The organism is Gottfriedia acidiceleris, from assembly GCF_002128425.1.
Classification (GTDB): Bacteria; Bacillota; Bacilli; order Bacillales; family Bacillaceae_G; genus Gottfriedia; species Gottfriedia acidiceleris.
This window is the reverse complement of the sequence record NZ_NESS01000014.1, coordinates 73,822-93,260: the sequence shown is the minus strand read 5'-3', so window position 1 is coordinate 93,260 and position 19,439 is coordinate 73,822. Positions and strand designations below refer to the sequence as shown.

At 33.8% G+C, this 19,439-nt stretch carries 21 protein-coding genes and 1 other annotated feature; of the genes, 3 read left to right on the top strand and 18 right to left on the bottom strand.

The window, feature by feature from the left end:
• The 4 genes from B6K90_RS19525 to nadB form a co-directional block, all read right to left on the bottom strand.
• On the bottom strand, positions 1–1,233 hold a 1,233-nt coding region (locus B6K90_RS19525), incomplete at its 3' end, for a LysM peptidoglycan-binding domain-containing protein (RefSeq protein WP_139840765.1).
• A 214-nt stretch (positions 1,234–1,447) separates the two neighbouring features.
• Positions 1,448–2,557, bottom strand: a complete 1,110-nt coding sequence (gene nadA / locus B6K90_RS19520) for a quinolinate synthase NadA (RefSeq protein ID WP_088014433.1) — start codon at positions 2,555–2,557, stop codon at positions 1,448–1,450.
• 25 nt (positions 2,558–2,582) lie between these two features.
• Positions 2,583–3,410: a carboxylating nicotinate-nucleotide diphosphorylase gene (gene nadC, locus B6K90_RS19515; RefSeq protein ID WP_088014432.1), complete on the bottom strand. Its 828-nt coding sequence runs from the start codon at positions 3,408–3,410 to the stop codon at positions 2,583–2,585.
• 12 nt (positions 3,411–3,422) lie between these two features.
• Complete coding sequence (nadB, locus tag B6K90_RS19510; protein WP_088014431.1) at positions 3,423–4,904, bottom strand: L-aspartate oxidase; 1,482 nt, start codon at positions 4,902–4,904, stop codon at positions 3,423–3,425.
• A 138-nt stretch (positions 4,905–5,042) separates the two neighbouring features.
• On the opposite strand from nadB, the gene B6K90_RS19505 reads away from it, so the two are divergent.
• Positions 5,043–6,173: an IscS subfamily cysteine desulfurase gene (locus B6K90_RS19505; protein WP_088014430.1), complete on the top strand. Its 1,131-nt coding sequence runs from the start codon at positions 5,043–5,045 to the stop codon at positions 6,171–6,173.
• Positions 6,174–6,181: 8 nt separating this feature from the next.
• Entirely contained in the window at positions 6,182–6,724 is a 543-nt protein-coding gene (locus B6K90_RS19500) for a transcription repressor NadR (protein ID WP_088014429.1), read from the top strand.
• Between the two features lie 436 nt (positions 6,725–7,160).
• Here the strand turns inward: B6K90_RS19500 and obgE are convergent, their stop codons facing one another.
• The 6 genes from obgE to B6K90_RS19470 all read right to left on the bottom strand — a co-directional run bounded on the left by obgE (position 7,161) and on the right by B6K90_RS19470 (position 11,819).
• Complete coding sequence (gene obgE, locus B6K90_RS19495) at positions 7,161–8,447, bottom strand: GTPase ObgE (RefSeq protein ID WP_088014428.1); 1,287 nt, start codon at positions 8,445–8,447, stop codon at positions 7,161–7,163.
• A gap of 15 nt (positions 8,448–8,462) precedes the next feature.
• On the bottom strand, positions 8,463–9,005 hold the full coding sequence (locus tag B6K90_RS19490) for a Spo0B C-terminal domain-containing protein (RefSeq protein ID WP_088014427.1): 543 nt from the start codon (positions 9,003–9,005) through the stop codon (positions 8,463–8,465).
• 243 nt (positions 9,006–9,248) lie between these two features.
• Positions 9,249–9,539: a 50S ribosomal protein L27 gene (rpmA, locus tag B6K90_RS19485; RefSeq protein WP_025672162.1), complete on the bottom strand. Its 291-nt coding sequence runs from the start codon at positions 9,537–9,539 to the stop codon at positions 9,249–9,251.
• Positions 9,540–9,555: 16 nt separating this feature from the next.
• Positions 9,556–9,891 (bottom strand): ribosomal-processing cysteine protease Prp, encoded by a 336-nt coding sequence (locus B6K90_RS19480; RefSeq protein ID WP_088014426.1) that lies wholly within the window; start codon positions 9,889–9,891, stop codon positions 9,556–9,558.
• Positions 9,892–9,901: 10 nt separating this feature from the next.
• Positions 9,902–10,210, bottom strand: a complete 309-nt coding sequence (gene rplU / locus B6K90_RS19475) for a 50S ribosomal protein L21 (protein ID WP_025672164.1) — start codon at positions 10,208–10,210, stop codon at positions 9,902–9,904.
• A gap of 13 nt (positions 10,211–10,223) precedes the next feature.
• Positions 10,224–10,301 (bottom strand) — a sequence feature (ribosomal protein L21 leader region).
• Between the two features lie 78 nt (positions 10,302–10,379).
• Positions 10,380–11,819, bottom strand: coding sequence for an Rne/Rng family ribonuclease (locus tag B6K90_RS19470; RefSeq protein ID WP_167555437.1), 1,440 nt, complete (start codon positions 11,817–11,819; stop codon positions 10,380–10,382).
• Between the two features lie 224 nt (positions 11,820–12,043).
• On the opposite strand from B6K90_RS19470, the gene B6K90_RS19465 reads away from it, so the two are divergent.
• A complete protein-coding gene (locus tag B6K90_RS19465; protein WP_088014424.1) occupies positions 12,044–12,610 on the top strand; it encodes a glycosyltransferase family A protein in 567 nt (188 codons plus the stop codon).
• A gap of 101 nt (positions 12,611–12,711) precedes the next feature.
• On the opposite strand, the gene B6K90_RS19460 is transcribed toward B6K90_RS19465, so the two are convergent.
• From B6K90_RS19460 to radC, 8 genes are all read right to left on the bottom strand, one after another.
• Entirely contained in the window at positions 12,712–13,572 is an 861-nt protein-coding gene (locus B6K90_RS19460) for a site-2 protease family protein (protein ID WP_088014423.1), read from the bottom strand.
• Positions 13,565–14,335: a M23 family metallopeptidase gene (locus B6K90_RS19455; protein WP_088014422.1), complete on the bottom strand. Its 771-nt coding sequence runs from the start codon at positions 14,333–14,335 to the stop codon at positions 13,565–13,567. The genes B6K90_RS19460 and B6K90_RS19455 overlap by 8 nt, the downstream gene beginning before the upstream one ends.
• A gap of 170 nt (positions 14,336–14,505) precedes the next feature.
• On the bottom strand, positions 14,506–15,300 hold the full coding sequence (gene minD, locus B6K90_RS19450) for a septum site-determining protein MinD (protein ID WP_088014421.1): 795 nt from the start codon (positions 15,298–15,300) through the stop codon (positions 14,506–14,508).
• A 2-nt stretch (positions 15,301–15,302) separates the two neighbouring features.
• Positions 15,303–15,989 carry a septum site-determining protein MinC gene (gene minC, locus B6K90_RS19445; RefSeq protein ID WP_088014420.1) on the bottom strand — a complete coding sequence of 229 codons (687 nt, stop codon included), beginning with the start codon at positions 15,987–15,989 and terminating at the stop codon, positions 15,303–15,305.
• 47 nt (positions 15,990–16,036) lie between these two features.
• Complete coding sequence (gene mreD / locus B6K90_RS19440; protein WP_088014419.1) at positions 16,037–16,555, bottom strand: rod shape-determining protein MreD; 519 nt, start codon at positions 16,553–16,555, stop codon at positions 16,037–16,039.
• A 7-nt stretch (positions 16,556–16,562) separates the two neighbouring features.
• Positions 16,563–17,417, bottom strand: a complete 855-nt coding sequence (mreC, locus tag B6K90_RS19435; RefSeq protein ID WP_088014418.1) for a rod shape-determining protein MreC — start codon at positions 17,415–17,417, stop codon at positions 16,563–16,565.
• A 152-nt stretch (positions 17,418–17,569) separates the two neighbouring features.
• Positions 17,570–18,607, bottom strand: coding sequence for a rod shape-determining protein (locus tag B6K90_RS19430; RefSeq protein ID WP_088014417.1), 1,038 nt, complete (start codon positions 18,605–18,607; stop codon positions 17,570–17,572).
• A gap of 135 nt (positions 18,608–18,742) precedes the next feature.
• Entirely contained in the window at positions 18,743–19,429 is a 687-nt protein-coding gene (gene radC / locus B6K90_RS19425) for a RadC family protein (protein WP_088014416.1), read from the bottom strand.
• Positions 19,430–19,439: the final 10 nt, after the last annotated feature.

The window sequence follows — 19,439 nt, the reverse complement described above, 5'->3', positions numbered from 1 at the left end:
ATATGCTGGTAGCGTTTGGGCTGCGTTTGGATTTGGTCCCATATATGCTGGTAGCGTTTGGGCTGCGTTTGGATTTGGTCCCATATATGCTGGTAATGTTTGCGGTACATTCGGTCCTGAGTATGCTGGAAGTGTTTGTGGTGCATTCGGTCCCATATATGCTGGCAATGTTTGTGGTGCATTATTCGGCCCTATATACGCTGGTAATGTTTGGGCTTTATTACTAGCTACTGGTGATACTTGTGCATTTGGTTTTCCTGTTGCCGCTGGTGATACTTGCATATTTGGTTTTCCTGTTGCTGCTGGTGATACTTGCATATTTGGTTTCCCTGTTGATACTGGTGATACTTGCATATTTGGTTTCCCTGTTGATGCTGGTGATACTTGCATATTCGGCTTTCCTGTTGCTACTGGTAATACTTGCTCTTTTGGTTTTCCTGTTGATACTGGTGATACTTGCATATTTGGTTTCCCTGTTGCTACTGGTGATACTTGCACATTTGGTTTTCCTGTTGCTACCGGTGATACTTGTTGATTTGGTTTTCCTGTTGATACTGGCGATACTTGTTGATTTGGTTTTCCTGTTGATACTGGCGATACTTGTTGGTTCGGTTTTCCTGTTTCCACAGGAGATACTTGCGGATTTGGTGTTGACGGAGAAACTAATGATCCTGGGAAGTAGTTCTTTTTCTCTGACATGCTTTGTCCTCCCTTGGTGTTCACATTTGATTTATTATCATTTATCGGATTTTTAACTGCCACTGGCGAAACAACTTGCGGTATGTTCGCATTTGGTTTTCCAGTTTGAACAGGAGATACTTGTTGATTCGCATTATTTGTCGCAGGTGATACAGTCGGTTTTGCAGGTGGAATAGGTACCTGAATTACAGGTTTTACTGTCGGTGTAACCTCTACATTAATATTCAAATTATTATCAACGGGCTTTGTATTAGGCGAGACAGCAGGTTGTGTCTGTGCTACAGGTTGAACTTTTCCTTCTTCTACCTCCAAAGCAATACTTGGCTTAGGTTCTTTAGAAAGCTGTACCTCCTTTTGAGAACCTAATGGAGCTGGTTTTTCGCCCCTTTCTGGCACTTTTATTTTCATGCCAGGATAGATCATATCTGGATTACTTAGTTGGGCATTTAATTTAACTATCTCTTCATAGTCGATGTTATATTTTTGAGCAATGCTCTTAAGGGTATCGCCCTTTATTACTATGTGAATTCTCACCTTTTCCCCTCCTGACCAATTGCCTCTACGTTGGATTGTACATTAGTACCTCACAACAATGTATGTCTGAATATTTGTATTTATGATAGAAGGTATTTTAATTTATGACGAGTAAGCTTGTATAAGTATTTACTTTTTTCTTGTTTTTTCTATAAAAAAATCATTTAGCTCAGATTGAACTAAATGATAATAAATTTTTAATGATATTTTATTTTTAAGCAAGCTCAAGCATTTTATCTAATGCCTTAATTGCATCTTTTGCAGTTTGTTTATCAACTGTAATTATATTTTGAATGTTACCTTTTTCGATATTTTCTAAAGACCATAATAAATGTGGTAAATCGATACGATTCATTGTTAAGCAAGGGCACATAAATGGATTTAATGAAATGATCTCTTTATCTGGATGATTTTTAATAATTCTTTGAACTAGATTCATCTCAGTTCCAATTGCCCATTTACTTCCTGCAGGAGCAGCTTCAATTTGGTCAATAATATATTTTGTAGATCCATTGTCATCACTTGCTGCTACAACTTCTCTAGAACATTCTGGATGCACAATAATTCTCATATCTGGATGATTTTTTCGTACATTCTCAATATTTTTCACTGTAAAATTCTCATGAACAGAGCAGTGACCTTTCCAAAGTATTACTTTGATGTTATTAAGGTCGCCTTCATATTCTAAAGTGTCTGTTATTGGATTCCAAATCGCCATATGCTCTAACGGTACACCTAATTCAAATGCTGTGTTTCTGCCTAAATGTTGATCAGGTAAGAACAATATACGTTCTTTTTGTGTGAAAGCCCACGAAACAACCTTCTTTGCATTAGATGATGTTACGGTTGCACCATCATTTCTACCGACAAACGCTTTAATTGCGGCAGTTGAATTCACATATGTTAACGGTAAAATTGTGTCTCCGAAAAGCTTCTGTAACTCTACCCATGCACGATCAGTTTGATGGTGATCTGCCATATCTGCCATTGAACAGCCTGCTCTCATATCAGGTAAAATAACGATTTGTTCATCTTCCGTTAAAATATCTGCAGTCTCTGCCATAAAATGTACACCACAGAATACAATATATTTTGCTTTTTTATTATTAGCAGCAACTTGAGCAAGTTGTAGAGAATCTCCCGTCGAATCTGAAAAAACTACAACTTCTTCCTTTTGATAATGATGTCCTGGAATGAAAAGAGCATCACCTAATCTCTCTTTAATATCTTTTACTCTTTTTTCCATTTCCTCAGTTGATAATTTATAGTACTCATCAGGAATTTGATATCCTTCATTTTTTTGTATCATATCTAAAACGTTCATTATCCCCACTCCAATCCCTTCTATATTACAAGTAGAAGCTTATATCTAATGCTTTTGCTGAATGTGTCAAACAGCCTAAAGAAATAACATTTACACCACAGTTTTGAAAACTTGCTAAATTATCTAAAGTAATTCCACCAGAAGCTTCTGTTACAATCGTTTCTGGTACAAGCTTTACGAATTCTTTTATTTCATCTGGAGTACGATTATCAAACATAATGACATCTGCGCCAGCTTCAATAGCTTGGAGTACTTGATCTTTATTTTCAGTCTCGACTTCAATTTTGACCATATGGCCCAAATTATTTCGTAAAGTATCAACTGCATTTTTTATTGAACCTGCGTAAGCAATATGATTATCTTTAAGCATTACTGCATCATATAAACCGAAACGATGGTTCGCTCCACCACCACAAGTAACTGCATACTTATCAAATAAACGTAAACCTGGCATCGTTTTTCTTGTATCGACTAGTTTGATTTTCTCGTCGTTTAATGTTTCAACTGCTTTTGAAGTAAGCGTTGCAATCCCACTCATTCGTTGTAAAAGATTAAGCATAACTCTTTCACCTGATAATAACACTTGAACTGGTCCTTCTACTTCTGCAAGTAATTGACCTGTCTGAACAGATTCACCATCTTTAACATGTAGAGTTACTGTTATATCCTCATGAAGTAATTTATAAGTAATTTCGATTAATTCAGTACCAGCAATTACTCCATCTGCTTTTGCAAGTACTTTTCCAGTTGTTCTTTCATGCATTGGGAAAATATAAGTTGAAGATAGATCCCCTTCTCCAATATCTTCTAGTAAAAATTGCTCAATCATTTTTTTAGCTTTTAATGTATTCATGAAATTCTCTCCTCAAATATTAGCTGGTTGATCTATATATTCTATATAATGTGAGCCGATACTTTGTTTTCTTCTTATAGCAGCTTCTGCAATTAGTTTTCCAGTAGTTAGCATATTGTATCTTTCTAGTTCCTCTTTGTTCATCGGACGTGAATCTACTGTTTTGGATTCTAAGAAGTAAGAAAAATATGCGATTGCTTTATTTATATCTTCTTCATTTCTTACAATACCGATATACTTCATCATTATTTCATTAATTTCAGCTTTTGTAGGTAACGTTCTATATCTTGGTATCATGTATTTTGGTTGATTTTCATTTGTTTTGGCTAAAGGAAGGTCAGCAATAAATCTGGCAACCTTTTTCCCAAACACAATCCCTTCCAATAAAGAATTACTAGCAAGTCGGTTTGCACCATGCACACCTGTACAAGCAACTTCCCCTACAGCAAACAATCCTGGAATTGTCGTTTCTCCATTTGCAGATGTTTTTACTCCACCCATGTGGAAATGTGCACCTGGAACAACAGGAACCAATCCTTTTTGTAGATCAATTCCATTATTAATAAGATTGGTAGTAATTGATGGGAAACGCTGTTCAAATCCATCTATCATTTCGATCGATAAATAGATTTCTTCCCCGTTTTGCATTTCATTAAAAATCACCCTACTAACAACATCTCTTGGTGCTAAATCTTCAAAAGGATGAATTCCTTTCATGATACGACGACCAGTTTTCGTTACTAAATAAGCTCCTTCACCTCTAACAGCTTCTGATACTAACCCTTTACATGCCCCATTAATGTAAAGCATGGTAGGATGAAATTGAATAAATTCCAAATCAGTCATCTCACAACCCGCTCGATATGCCATAGCAATTCCGTCTCCGGTTATGGCCTTATTATTAGAGGTAAATTGATACATAGCCCCAATACCGCCCGTTGCCAGCAGTGTCGTGTTTGCAAAACAAGATTCTAATTCACCATTTTCATTAAGTATATAAACTCCCTTACATATACCATCTTGTATCATTAAATCAATTACCATTTCATGTTCAATAATCGTTATTTTATCTTTTATCCGAGCATAAACAGTTTCAACTAGATGCTTTCCGGTAGCGTCTCCTCCGGAATGTAAAATTCTATTTTTACGATGCGCTCCTTCTCTACCAAGATGAAACTGGCCTGATTCATCTTTATCAAATTCCATGCCAAATGAAACTAAATCTTTTATAGACGTTGTTCCGTTCTTTACTAGCTCTTCTACTGCTTCTATATTATTTACATTACAACCCGCTTCGAGCGTATCTTGTTTATGAAGTTCCCAAGAATCATCTTCAGACATTACTGCTGCAATTCCACCTTGTGCAAGCATCGAATTGCTGTCCCAAATTTTTTTCTTTGTGAATAGAATCACATTTTTAGACTGACAAATTTCCTCAGCAGCCATTAAAGCAGCAATCCCACTGCCAATAATGACAACGTCTGCAGTTCGCATAGTTGCCCCCTCCATTTACAGTACATCTATTTAAATTTTATCATATAGATAAAAAAGCTGTCTTGACACCTATATTTACATATATTTAAACTAATGACAAGAAATTTTTTTTTAATGAGTAAAAAAGGAGGCTTTAAATTGATTTATTTAGACTATGCTGCTACAACTCCAATGAGTGAAGAAGCCATTGAGACATTTGTCACTGCCTCTAAAAATTACTTTGGAAATGAGCGAAGTTTACATGATATTGGCTCAAAGGCTTCACTTCTCCTTGAAGCATGCCGCAAACAATTAGCGGAATTTATAAATGCTAGCCCAGCTTCAATTTACTTTACAAGTGGAGGAACCGAATCAAATTTAATCGCTATTCAAACTCTCTTAAAGAGTACAAAAAAAGTCGGAAAACATATATTAACAACTACATTAGAGCATTCTTCAATTAGTAATTATTTAAAAGTACTGGAAGAACAAGGATATGAAATATCTTATTTACCGGTAACAAATAGCGGGATTATCTCATTAGAAGTGATTAAAAATGCAATTCGTGAAGATACTGTATTAGGCATTTTTCAACATGTAAATTCTGAAATTGGAGCAATTCAACCAATTAACGAGATTGCTAATTTATTTAATTCATTAAATATTTTACTTCATTGCGATTGTGTACAATCATTTGGAAAAATAGAAATAAATGTCTCAAAATATGAAATTTCTAGTATTAGTATTTCAGGTCATAAATTATATGGGCCAAAAGGGATAGGAGCCCTTTACTTAAATCCTAAACTAACTTGTCAACCAATCTATCCCGGTACATCTCATGAAAGTGGGATTCGTCCCGGTACTGTTAATGTTCCAGCAATTGCATCATTCGTAACATCAGCTGGACATATTATAAAAAATCAAGACGAAGAGCAAAAGAGATGTCACTATTTAAAAAATGTTTTAAAATCACAATTACAAGATGTTAACCATCTCGTAAAATTTGAAGGTTCTGATGGAGAGTGTATTCCAAATATAATTGGAATGAGGATCATTGGACTAGAAGGTCAGTTTGTCATGCTTGAATGTAATCGACATCAATTTGCCATTTCAACGGGAAGCGCTTGTGCAATTGGCATGCAGAAACCTTCAGAAACGATGTTAGCAATTGGAAAAGACCCTCATGAGGCAAAACAATTCTTCAGAGTTTCAGTCGGCAAACATACAACTGAAGAAGACTTAATTAAATTTTCATCTGTGTTAAAATTAATCATTAATCAAAATTTTTAATCGAGGAAATTAAAATGAATAAAAAACTTTTAGGGGAAGAAAGAAGAAAAAAAGTATTACAATGGTTAAAGGAGTCTGAGTCACCCTTATCAGGCAATTCCTTAGCTAAAAGAGCCAATGTTAGTCGACAGGTTGTTGTAGGTGATATTACACTTTTAAAGGCGAAAAATGAGCCTATACTAGCAACTGCTCAAGGTTATATTTATATTCATCCTAATAAGGAAACTGACAAAATTAGAAAAGTAATTATTTGTCACCATACAGCTGAAGAAACTCAAAAAGAACTAGAAATATTAGTCGATCACGGTGTTACAGTTAAGGATGTAATGGTTGAACATCCCGTCTATGGATATATCACTGCTCAATTACAAATTGCGAACCGTTATGATATAAGCTTATTTCTTCAAAAAATGGAACAAACTAGCTCTGTCCCACTGTCCAATTTAACAAATGGTACACATCTTCATACAATAGAGGCAGATAGTGAAAAGCAGCTAGATAGTGCGATATTACAATTAAAAAATGAAGGTCTTTTGGTAGACATGCCATAAGTGTAGGTTTAAGAGGCTAGAAAAGGTATTAATCGATTTCTCTGATTAAACAATAAAGGGTCTGTCTCATGAGTCAGGATAAGTGACCTATGGGCAACCCTTTTTTAATTGTAGAGCGGGGGTATTTCTGCCAAACTTTAATTTGTAGTTGATGTTTTCGATCCTTTTTATTGATCATTTCATTAGACGACGTAGAAAGAATTAAAGAAAATTTGCTCGTTTCCCATTTTAAGGGACCTATTTATGTACAATTTTATGTCAAAATACCTTTACTAGTATGGGTAAAACTTTATCCTATTTGCTATTTGCGAAATTTATTTGCAGTTCGGCTCATTTCATTTCTTTTCAAATCCCAATTTTATTTGGAATATAAAAATAAGAGGCTGCCCCTAAATTTTTAAATTTTTGGGACACCCTCTTTTTATATAGACATTTTTTAATCGATAAATTCGAATTCGTATTCAGAAATTTTAACGATATCACCGTTTTTCGCACCACGTTGGCGTAATGCTTCATCAATCCCCATACCACGCATTTGACGTGCAAATCGACGAATTGACTCTTCACGTTCAAAGTTAGTCATTTTGAATAGTTTTTCAAGCTCTTCACCTTTTACGACGAATGTTCCATCACTTTCACGAGTAATTTCAAAAGTAGGCTCTTCTTTTTGATATTTATAAAGAACTCGTAATGGTTTGTCTTCCTCTTCATCATGAAGTGGGAATTCTGGAGTTGTTTCAACTAGATCTGCAACTGTAAATAATAATTCACGTAAACCTTGACGTGTTACTGCAGAAATTGGGAATATTTGAACTTCATCTCCAACTTGTTCTTTAAACTTAATTAAGTTTTCTTCAGCTTCTGGAATATCCATTTTATTTGCAACAACCACTTGAGGTCGTTCAGTTAAACGTAGGTTATATTCTTTTAGCTCTTGATTAATTGTTAAGTAATCATCATAAGGGTCTCTGCCTTCAAGACCAGACATATCTATCACATGAACAATTACTCGTGTTCTTTCAATATGACGTAGGAATTGATGTCCAAGTCCAACACCTTGATGTGCACCTTCAATTAATCCTGGTAAATCGGCCATTACAAAACTACGATTATCTTCCGTTTCTACAACACCTAAGTTAGGAACGATTGTTGTAAAATGATATTCAGCGATTTTTGGTCTAGCAGAACTTACAACAGATAATAATGTTGATTTACCAACACTTGGGAAACCAACTAATCCAACATCTGCTAAAACTTTAAGTTCTAGTTTAATGTTTCTTTCCTTACCTGGTTCACCATTTTCAGCTATTTCTGGAGCCGGATTTGCAGGCGTTGCAAATCGACTATTTCCACGGCCTCCACGGCCTCCTCTTGCAATAATAGCTGTTTGACCATCCATTGTAAGGTCAGCTATTAATTCACCTGAATCAGCATCTGTTACGATCGTCCCAGGCGGTACTTTTACAATCATATCTTCTGCATTTTTACCATGTTGATTTTTAGACATACCATGTTGACCACGATCTGCTTTAAAATGACGTTTATAACGGAAATCCATTAATGTTCTTAAACCTTCATCAACTTTAAATACAACATTAGCACCCTTACCACCGTCTCCACCAGCAGGGCCACCTTTTGGAACATATTTTTCACGACGGAAGGCTACCATACCGTTTCCACCGTCTCCACCTTTTACATATATCTTGACTTGATCAATAAACATATATCCACCACTCTTTTATTTTTCCATTTTAAATTCGATACTGCACTCATCTGTTTCACAAAAATAAGACATCATTCTAATTTTTGAGCTGTCATCAGATGATGAAACAATCCACTTCAACATATCTTCTTTCTTTGTTAGTTTACCTCTGAAGTCAAAAAAGAAACTAACTGTTTTATCATTTATTTCAATTGTTAAACTAACAAAATTTTCCTCATAAATATGTACCCAAGATTCTAGTTTTTCTAAAAAATTTTGAATCCATACTGTCATCACTTCGTCTAAATTCTTAAGCGAACATGGTTCCCCTAAAATTTCATAATCTAGTACAATTGTACGAGGCTTCCAGTTATAGGTAATGATAAATTCTGCAAACTCTGGAATTTGTAACGAACAAATTTTAGCTTCATTTAAAGAATCAGAAACTATTTTCGTAATCGTTTCTTCTAGCTGGTCTTTTTGACCTGTAGCCATGTATCCTTTAATTAATTGAATTCGATTTAACCAATCATGACGTGAATGTCTTAATACCTCTAGAACGTCCCATTTCTCCTGCATTGTATTCTCCTATAGGTTTACATTTTTGGTATTTATGAAGGTAATAAAAAAGTTAGACTCGGCAATTTGATTGATTATTTTTGAAAGTCTCAAACTAGAAAATGCCGAGTCTCGGAGCATATTGTTTGAGAGGTTGCTATTACAACACCTTTTGCTATGTTGAAAAGCAATTAATTATAATTAAAAATGTCTTAAGTACAGAAAAACTCTAACCTAAAAGGTTAGAGTTTCTAAGTTAGTTTCTTAAGCTTCTTGAGCTACAGGGTATACACTTACTTGTTTGCGGTCACGGCCTAAACGTTCGAATTTAACTACGCCATCAACCTTCGCAAATAATGTGTCATCTCCACCACGACCAACGTTTACACCTGGATAAATCTTAGTGCCGCGTTGACGGTAAAGAATTGAACCACCAGTTACGAATTGTCCATCAGCACGTTTAGCGCCAAGACGTTTTGACATTGAGTCACGACCGTTTTTTGTAGAACCTACTCCCTTTTTAGAAGCAAATAACTGAAGATTTAATTTTAACATGGTTACACCTCCTGTTTTACTCGTTTATAGTGACATAGTCACCGTAACTTGCAGCGATAGTTTGTAAAGATACGATCATCGCTTCAAGGATAAGTTGCGCTTTTTGCATATTATCTTCATTTAAATCAATCGGTAATTGATACTTCAAGAAACCTTTCTTTTCATCAATCACTGTATTTAATTCAGAATCTATACGACAAATTGCTTCCAAAGCATTTACAGTTCCTACTGAAACTGCTGATATACCGGCACAAACAATGTCAGTACCATAATCAGAGAAAAATGCATGTCCACTTATTTTAAAGGAACCTATACGTCCATCTTTTAAACGTTCAATTGTTATTTTAGTCATTTACTTAAAATTAAGCGTTGATTTTTTCGATAACAACTTTAGTGTAAGGTTGACGATGACCTTGCTTACGACGGTAGTTCTTTTTAGATTTGTATTTGAATACAAGAATCTTTTTAGCTTTACCGTTCTTTTCAACTTTTGCAGTTACAGTAGCTCCTTCAACAGTTGGGCTACCAACTTTGATGTTTTCGCCACCTACGAATAAAACTTTGTCGAATGTTACAGTTTCACCTGCGTTAGTATCAAGTTTTTCGATGTAGATTGCTTGACCTTCTTCAACTTTGATTTGTTTACCACCAGTTTCAATAATTGCGTACATAATTGCACCTCCTCAATAGTCTAAGACTCGCCACCAATAGGCATGCTATAAATAGCAATTTAATACCTATTATGTGCGGTTGTAGCACGGGTGCGCTACAAACAATAACATTATGATGTTACCACGGGGCATATCGAATGTCAACAACAACTTCAGTCAATAACTGTTTCTAGTAGCCTGTTATTTCTTTGGTCGTACCAGTTCTAACAATAGTATAAAATGGTGTTTTTGAATAGATAATTTTTAAACAGATTTTTATAAACATTGCTTTTTCTAGTCTTTGAACGTGATTATTTTGATCTCCATTTAACTCTTTTGCAACATCTTCACTACATTCAACAAGTATAGCCTCAATATCACTACTTGTTGAGAGTTCCCAAAGTGCTCTTTCTAGCTCAAAAACTGTCTGAACTGTGTTTTTTACAAGCCCACTACCATTACACTCTGGGCACTTCTGATGTGTTGCTTCGATATGTGAATGAGCTGTTCTTTTGCGAGTAAGTTCAAATAAACCAAGGTCAGAAAATCCAAAAAGCTTCGTATATGCTCGATCATTTTTAAACGATTCTTTTAATAAATCAACTATATTTTTTTGATGTTCAATAGACTTCATATTTATAAAATCAATAATAATCATTCCACCGATATCACGAAGTCTTAATTGGCGAACAATCTCAATTGCAGCTAACTGATTTGTATGATAAACAGTTTCGTCGCGATTATTTTTACCGCTAAATTTACCTGTATTTACATCTATTACTGTCAGGGCTTCAGTTTGCTCGATTAATAAAAATGAACCATTTTTTAACCATACAATTTGTTTAAACGATTTCTCTATTTGTTCCTCAATTTTGAATGCCGCAAAAATATTTTCATTTCCTCTATAACTAATTAGTTGAAGATCTTCAGGCAAATAAGTTTTATAAGCAGCTAAATCATCAATGATTACTTCATCAATTGTATTTTTAGGATGTAGTTTAAAAAACTTAGTAAACAAGGAATTTGCTTCCGATACGCAACTAATCTTTTTAAAATTTTGATTTATTAATGACTCATAAAATGTTTGGAAGCCTTTTAACTCGTTTAAAATTTCATCCGATTCGGCATTTGCACACGAAGATCGGAAAATTACCCCCTCATGATCACTGGTGTAATCTCGACCTAAAGAATATAATTTATTTCGTTTTGATTCTTTTTTTATTTTATTCGATACAGCTACTTGTTTTGTAAGAGGGAAATATACTACGTAATCACCAGAAAACTCAAGATTATTTGTTAACTTAGGACCTTTCTCATCAAACGCATCCTTTATTACTTGAACTAAAATATATTGTCCTTTTTGGAATTTCTTTCTTATTAATTCGTCTTTATTAATTTCAGGTTCTTTCCCCTCAATCGTATCTTCCAATCTCATGAATCCATTTTTATTTAAACCAATATTCACAAAAATGGCATTCAATTTCGGCATTACTTCTTGAATTTGTCCAACATAAATATTTCCCACATGTGTATTTTTGTCCGCAGAAGAAAACCATTCTACTAACTGGTCATTTTCAGTTACAGCAATTCTTTTCTCTGAATGTTTTACATTCATAATAACTTTCTTCAAATTCATCTTCCTAACTATGTATAGTATCTATCATTTTATTCATAAAAATTGAAAAAAGCTAGTTAGGATAATCTAATTAGTTGGTCTACTCACATGAATATTAGAAATTGAATATTATATTATGATTTTACTTACATTCTTCTATATAGAGACGTTATTTACACTTTTCCTCTTCCTGTATTCCCCCTTCTTTACTTAATCCTGAAATAGATAGGAGCGTTTATATGGATATAATTCTATCAATTCTTATTCCGACCGTCCCCGAAAGAATGGGGTATTTAAATCGTATTATTAATGAATTAGATAAACAGAGTAAAACATATCCTGTTGAAATATTAGTACTTTTGGAAAACAAAAAAAGAAGCATTGGTGAAAAAAGAAATGTTCTAATTGAGCAAGCAAAAGGAGAATATGTAGTTTTTATAGATGATGATGATCGGATAGAACCAAATTACATTGAATTATTGTGCTCAGCAATAAATGAAACGCCAAATGTTGATTGTATTGTATTTGACGTTTTAGTAAATTTTAATAACCAATATTCTAAGGTTTGTAAATATGGGAAAGAATTTACACACGGGGAAGATGAAAATTATTTTTATCGAAATCCAAATCATTTAATGTGCTATTCGAAAAAGATTGCCTCGACACATAAATTTCTTAATATTAGTTTTGGAGAAGACGATGAATGGGGAAGACGAGTTTCAAACGATATAAACATTCAAAAGAGGATCCCTTCTATATTGTATTACTATGACTATATTCCAAAAGACTCCTCGTGGTATGTTTAAACAGAATTAATTAAAAAATGGCCTCAACTAGAGACCATCTTTTTTTTGCAAACTATAAAGTTCACCCATAAACGTATATATTCTGGTAGCACGGCCTGTAGCTAACTAATTAGTTCTTCAAGTGAATAGGTTGCTTTCTTTTCAGTAAAGTAAGCATGTAATAATTCGTTTTCATCTAACATTTGTTGATTTTTTTTATCAAGAGAAAAGACAACGTTGTATTTATACCCTTTTTGAAAGTTAGAAAAAACTTGAAATAATTTTGTTTCTTTATTCAAGGAGATCGATTTAATTTTTTGGATATATTGTTTATTTCCATAAAACCGTTCCATTAAAAATCGAATAACAACAAAATGCCTATTTTTCCATTCACCCCATAAGGAAACGATTAAAAATAATAGACAAACCCAAATTGTAATATTCATCGGCTGAATAATGATCGTAATTATTGTGGATAACATTAAAAATAAAAATGATGAGTACAAGCTATATATATGAGCTCTTACGAACGGAAAGATCAAAGAAAATAATTGATATATTAATTTCCCACCGTCTAATGGCCATATTGGTAATAAATTAAAACAAAGAATACTAATATTGTAATTGATAAAAAGAGTATAAAGATTTTCAGGCATTAAATTCATTTGGAATAGTAAGTTAGCGATTATATATAAAGTTAAATGTTGAATTGGGCCAGAGATTGTAACAATAAATTCCTCGTAAGTTGGTCGATTTCCATGTTCATCAAGATCTACAACTCCTCCAAAAGGAAGTAGTGTAATTTTATTAATTCTCCAATTAAATGAAGTAGCAGCTATTGCATGACCTAATTCGTGGCAGAAAATAATAATTGATACAAACAATACTGACCAAAAATTAGCTGTCATTATACCTATACATGCAATTAATAAATATAGTGGATGAACTGAAATTTTGGAAGGAAGAATTAGCCATTTATTCAAACGAAATCACCTGTTTCGGGTCAATAAATTTTTCCCCCATTTTAATTGCAAAATAATAAGTACCTAGATTCCCTTCATCATTGGAAGATACCGTTCCGATAACCTTTTTACTATCCACTTCGTCATAAACTTTTACGTTAGTCGTTCCTAATTTACCGTACCATGATTCTGAACCATCGGCGTGTTGAATAATGACCGTATTTCCTAAATTATCTTTCTTTCCTACAAAAAGTACACGACCTTTTTTGATTGACTCTACCTTTTGGTTAGCTTCAGTTTGAATTAATATCCCTTTGCCGTCCGTTTTAAAACTTTGCAGCACTTTACCGCTTGCAGGAACTGCATAATTATCATTTCCAACGTTCTCTTTTTGATTATTTAATTGTGGTAAAAAAGCAATAGGACTTCCAAACCGATCTTCATACCATTTCTGTAACGAAGCGAATTGAAATTCACTATCATAAACTTGTGATAGACCATGCCGAACCTGAGATGCTAAAGGTGAGTTACTTTTTAAGATGATGGCTAAAGCAAGTACAATAATCGCACACAATAAAGTTCTAAACATAAAGTTAGAGTTGTTCATTATTTTCTTACCTTGCTCTTCTACCAAATCATCATAAGTATAAGTGTATCCGCCCTCAGTATTTTGCACTTCTTTTACCGGAAATTTGCTCATCATTTGATTCGGATTTCCCCATTTTTCTTCTTGTTCACGCCTTTTAGCGATCCGCTTTCTTATATCATCTACGCGATTACTCAAAGTGTCACCTCTCCTCGCAAACTAGTTAATTAATTTATATGAATTAATAGGACAACTTATGAGTAGATAATTTGAAAAGTAGACAATGAAATTAGGCAGGATTAAGGAAGAATTCAATGAGGGCTTTTGAAAAAAAGAAAAAAGAAAAACACTTCGTTTTTTACGAAGTGTTATCGGATACCAAATAATTTTTTCACTTTAAAGAAAATACTCTTTTCAGTTTCTAATGATTGTAATGGTACAGATTCCCCTAGCACTCTTCTTGCAATATTTCTATATGCAATAGAAGCTTTTGAATTTGGATTCAATGCTACAGGTTCACCACTATTAGTTGCCTTAATAACGTTTTCATCATCTTGGACAATACCAATTAAATCAACAGCTAACATTGAAGTAATTTCATCAACATCTAGGCTATCTCTATTTTCCATCATATGACTTCTAATACGATTAATTACTAGTTTAGGAGGCTCGATATCCTCTTGATCCAATAATCCAATAATACGATCAGCATCACGAATTGAAGAAACTTCAGGAGTAGTGACAACAATCGCCTTATCTGCACCTGCTACTGCATTTTTATATCCTTGCTCAATACCAGCAGGGCAGTCTATTAATATATAATCATAGTCTTTTTTTAATTCATCAACAAGCTCTCTCATTTGTTCAGGAGAAACAGCAGTTTTATCGCTTGTTTGTGCAGCAGGTAATAAATATAAGCATTCAAAACGCTTATCCTTTATTAGTGCCTGATGCGTTTTACAGCGACCTTCAACAACGTCCACTAAATCATAGACGATGCGATTTTCTAATCCCATGACAACGTCTAAGTTACGCAGGCCGATATCAGTGTCAATTAAACACACTTTTTTTCCAAACATCGCTAACGCTGTTCCTAAATTTGCTGATGTAGTTGTTTTACCAACTCCACCTTTACCAGATGTAATTACTATAGCCTCTCCCACAGTTACATCATGCCCCTTTCTAACCTTGTCAAACTAGGTCTAAGATGAGTCAGAAATTGTATGCGATCAACAATGATTTGGCTGTCTTCGTTTATATACGCGCATTCCATCTCATTGCCTTCATCACCATAATGATCCGGTGCTCTATTCATTATGCTGCAAATTCTCAACTGCATTGGTCTCATTATTGATGCCGCAATAACTGCCTCCTTATTACCATTAAAACCGGCATGAGCAGTACCTCTTAGTGCACCCATAATAAAGATATTTCCACCCGCAATAACAGTTCCACCTGGGTTAACATCACCGATTAACAGTAAATCACCTTTCACTTGGAGAATCTGACCAGATCTTACCATTCTACAAATAGGTACAATTTCCTCCCTTTTCATCCATTCAATAGCTTCTTGCTTCGAAATCACATTACTTTCGATTGTTTCAACCACAAGATTATTCTTTTTACGAACAATTGAACGAATAATTTCATCTTGTTCGGGAGATAAAAAACGATTTCCTATTTTTAAACGAACTGCAAGTAAGGGACGATCATTGCTCTCAAACAAGTGGGTAGACAGTCTTTCTTCAATTTCATCTACTAAAATTTGAAAAGAACATGTATCATCGAGGTGCAGTGTTAGACCATCTTTCGTTCCTTTTATTGTAACATATTGTTGCCTCTGTTCCATGATAAGTGTTCACCCCGATTGTATAATTCGACATGCACCCGAAAAATCCTTTATTTTTCCTCATTATTTTCACTAATCGTTCTTAATAATGATGAGAAAGGATATGCAAAAATTAATATAAATAGTGCATTCAGTAATAATGTCGGAAATAATCGATGATTCAAAAAGTATGTATTATTCATATTAGTAAAGCCGAATAGCGCATTTAATCCGTATACTAAATATTCTAAGGCTGCTGTCCATATTAAAACAAGAATACTTCGAACGAATAAATTCGCGTAAAGTATTTTGATTGCTTGACTTATTAAAAAAATAAAAAGCGGAAAAGCAGCTAAATATATACCTATAATCTCGGTATAAACAATATCATAAATGAATCCAAAGATAACACCATAAATAAGTGCCTTCTTCGGATTATAATATAATGTGATAAATAATAAACCAAAAAATAAAAAATGTGGAACAATTGTCGCATTGTGACCAAGAATGTTTGGCGATACAGTTGAGACATAAATATTTTCTAAAATAAACAGAAATGTTAAAAGGAGAGGCAAACCATACTTACTCATTTACTAATTACTCTCCTTTCTGTGGCTGATCAATTGAACGCTTAACAGCTAGTACATGATTTATGTCATTAAAATCTGCTTGCGGTTTAATATAAGCTGTTTGTGTTAGACCATGTTCATCAGGAACAACTTCCTCAACTTTTCCTATCACTAGGTTAGCTGGAAAAACACCACCAAGACCTGAAGTCACGACTGTTTGTCCTTTTTTTACTTTTGCATTTGATGGAATTCGTTTAAATAGTAAAGCTTGTTTCTCAACATCATAGCCTTCAATCAAACCAAAAACCGTATCTTTTTGCTGAATTTTAGCAGAAATTCGATTTGTTCGATCTGAAGAACTTAATAATTGTACAGTTGATGAAAATTTAGAAACATTTTTAACTTTACCAACTAAGCCTTTAGAAGTGATAACTGCCATTTCTTTTTCAATTCCACTTATCGATCCTTTATCAATTGTAATGATTTGTTGCCATTTATCTGGATCTCTTATTGTTACTGTAGCCTGAAATGTATCATAATCACTTAAACTTTTTTCTTTCCCGATCATGTCTTTTAATTCTTTATTTTCTTTTTCTAATGCTTTCTCACGTACAGATAATTCAACATATTTATCAAGCTTACTTTTCAAAACTTGATTTTCTTCATATGTATCTTTTAAGTCTGCCAAATTATTAAATAAACCCGCAATAAGTTGTGCGGGTTTATTAAATACTTTTTCAGTCAAACTTACTGTATCTTTAATAAACTGCTCAGGAATTGAAAGGTTTCTGTTACTTCTTAAAGAATAACCTAGAAGTGCCACTAGTAAGATAATAGCAGCTAAGACAATCATTAAACGTTTATTTTGAAAAAATTGTGGCATTCTTACACCCTCTTATAACAATTCAACTTTTTGTTCTAACGATTTCATGCATGTAATCCTCACTAATTGTAGTGAGGATTACAAATTTTAACTAATCTTCTTATTAAAGAACTTATTTAGTAGTTCATCATTAGAAAACTAGCCTAATTTTTTTATCGATATGAAGTGCTTGAAGAATAATTCTTTTTGAAAATATCGATATTATCTAATGCTTTACCTGTACCCATTGCAACACAGTCAAGAGGGTCTTCCGCAACTATTACAGGCATATTTGTTTCTTGAGCAATTACTTTGTCAAGATTACGTAGAAGTGCTCCACCACCGGTAAGAACGATTCCACGATCAATAATGTCTGCTGCTAATTCAGGTGGCGTTTTCTCTAACGTATTTTTTACAGATTCAACAATTGCTGCTACTGTATCACTTAATGCTGTTGCAATTTCTTCTCCATGGATTGTAATTGTTTTAGGTAAACCTGAAATTAAATCACGACCACGAATATCCATTTGTTCATCTGATTCAGTTTTAATTGCTGAACCAATTTCAAGCTTTAACTGTTCGGCAGTACGTTCACCAATTGATAAGTTATAGTTCTTTTTAATATATTGAATAATCGCTTCGTCCATATCATCACCGGCAGTACGAATCGATTGGCTTGTAACGATTCCACCTAATGAGATAATTGCAACTTCAGTTGTTCCTCCACCAATATCAACAACCATACTTCCAGTTGGTTCCATAACCGGTAAATTAGCCCCAATTGCTGCAGCAAAGGGTTCTTCAATTAAGAATGCATCACGTGCACCCGCTTGTCTTGTTGCATCAATAACAGCTCTTTTTTCAACAGCAGTTATGCCTGATGGTACGCATACCATTACATAAGGTTTACGTGAGAAAAATCCATTACTCTTTTGAGCTTGATCAATATAGTGCTTCATCATTGTTGCTGTTGTTTCAAAGTCAGCAATTACCCCATCTTTCATCGGTCTAGTTGCAACAACATTTCCCGGAGTACGACCAATCATAAGTTTTGCTGAATTTCCTACAGCAACAATTTGTTTCGTATCTGTCTTTAATGCAACAACAGAAGGTTCTCTAACTACTATTCCTTTTCCTTTTACAAAGACTAAAGTATTGGCTGTACCTAAGTCTATTCCTAAATCTCGAGTAAATCCGCCTAATCCAAACATATGTATCTTCCTTTCTAAAACGTACAACTTAAATTCATATTTAAAGTATCTATACTATATTCTCTTATCGTTAGTAAATAACAGGTTTTTATCCATAACTTACATTATAAAACAATTAGTTACTAATGAACACCCTTAAACGTAACCTTTTTCTTTTAAACTGACATACTTATGTTCACCAATTATGATGTGGTCTAGTAATTCGATTCCAATTATTTTCCCACATTCAACTAATCGCTTTGTTACTTCAATATCTTCTCGACTTGGAGTAGGATCCCCACTCGGATGATTGTGTAAGCAAATAATCGAGCTTGCAGATCTACGAAAAGCTTCTTTAAAAACTTCACGAGGATGAACAATCGATGCGTTTAAACTACCTTTAAAAATAGTTTCACGGGCAATAACTTGATTTTTCGTATTTAAGTATAAACATACAAAATGCTCTTGTTCAAGAAATCTCATTTCATCCATCATAAATTTAGCACAATCATCTGGACTTTTAATAATGAATCTTTCGTCATATTGTAGTCGATTAATTCTTTTTCCTAATTCAAAAGCAGCAATTAGCTGTACGGCTTTTGCTTCACCGATACCTTTAATATTTGATATTTCTTCAACAGACGCATTCATTAATAATCTTAGTCCATCAAATTTCAATAAAAGTTCGTTTGAGACTTTTAAAACCGATTCATTTTTTGTCCCAGTTCTTAATAAGATTGCAAGTAAATCCTGGTTAGACAAACTACCAGGACCAAATTTTAACAATCGCTCTCTTGGCCTTTCATCTTTTGGAAAATCTTTAATGAGAAGCGAAGTTGACACGGTACCACCT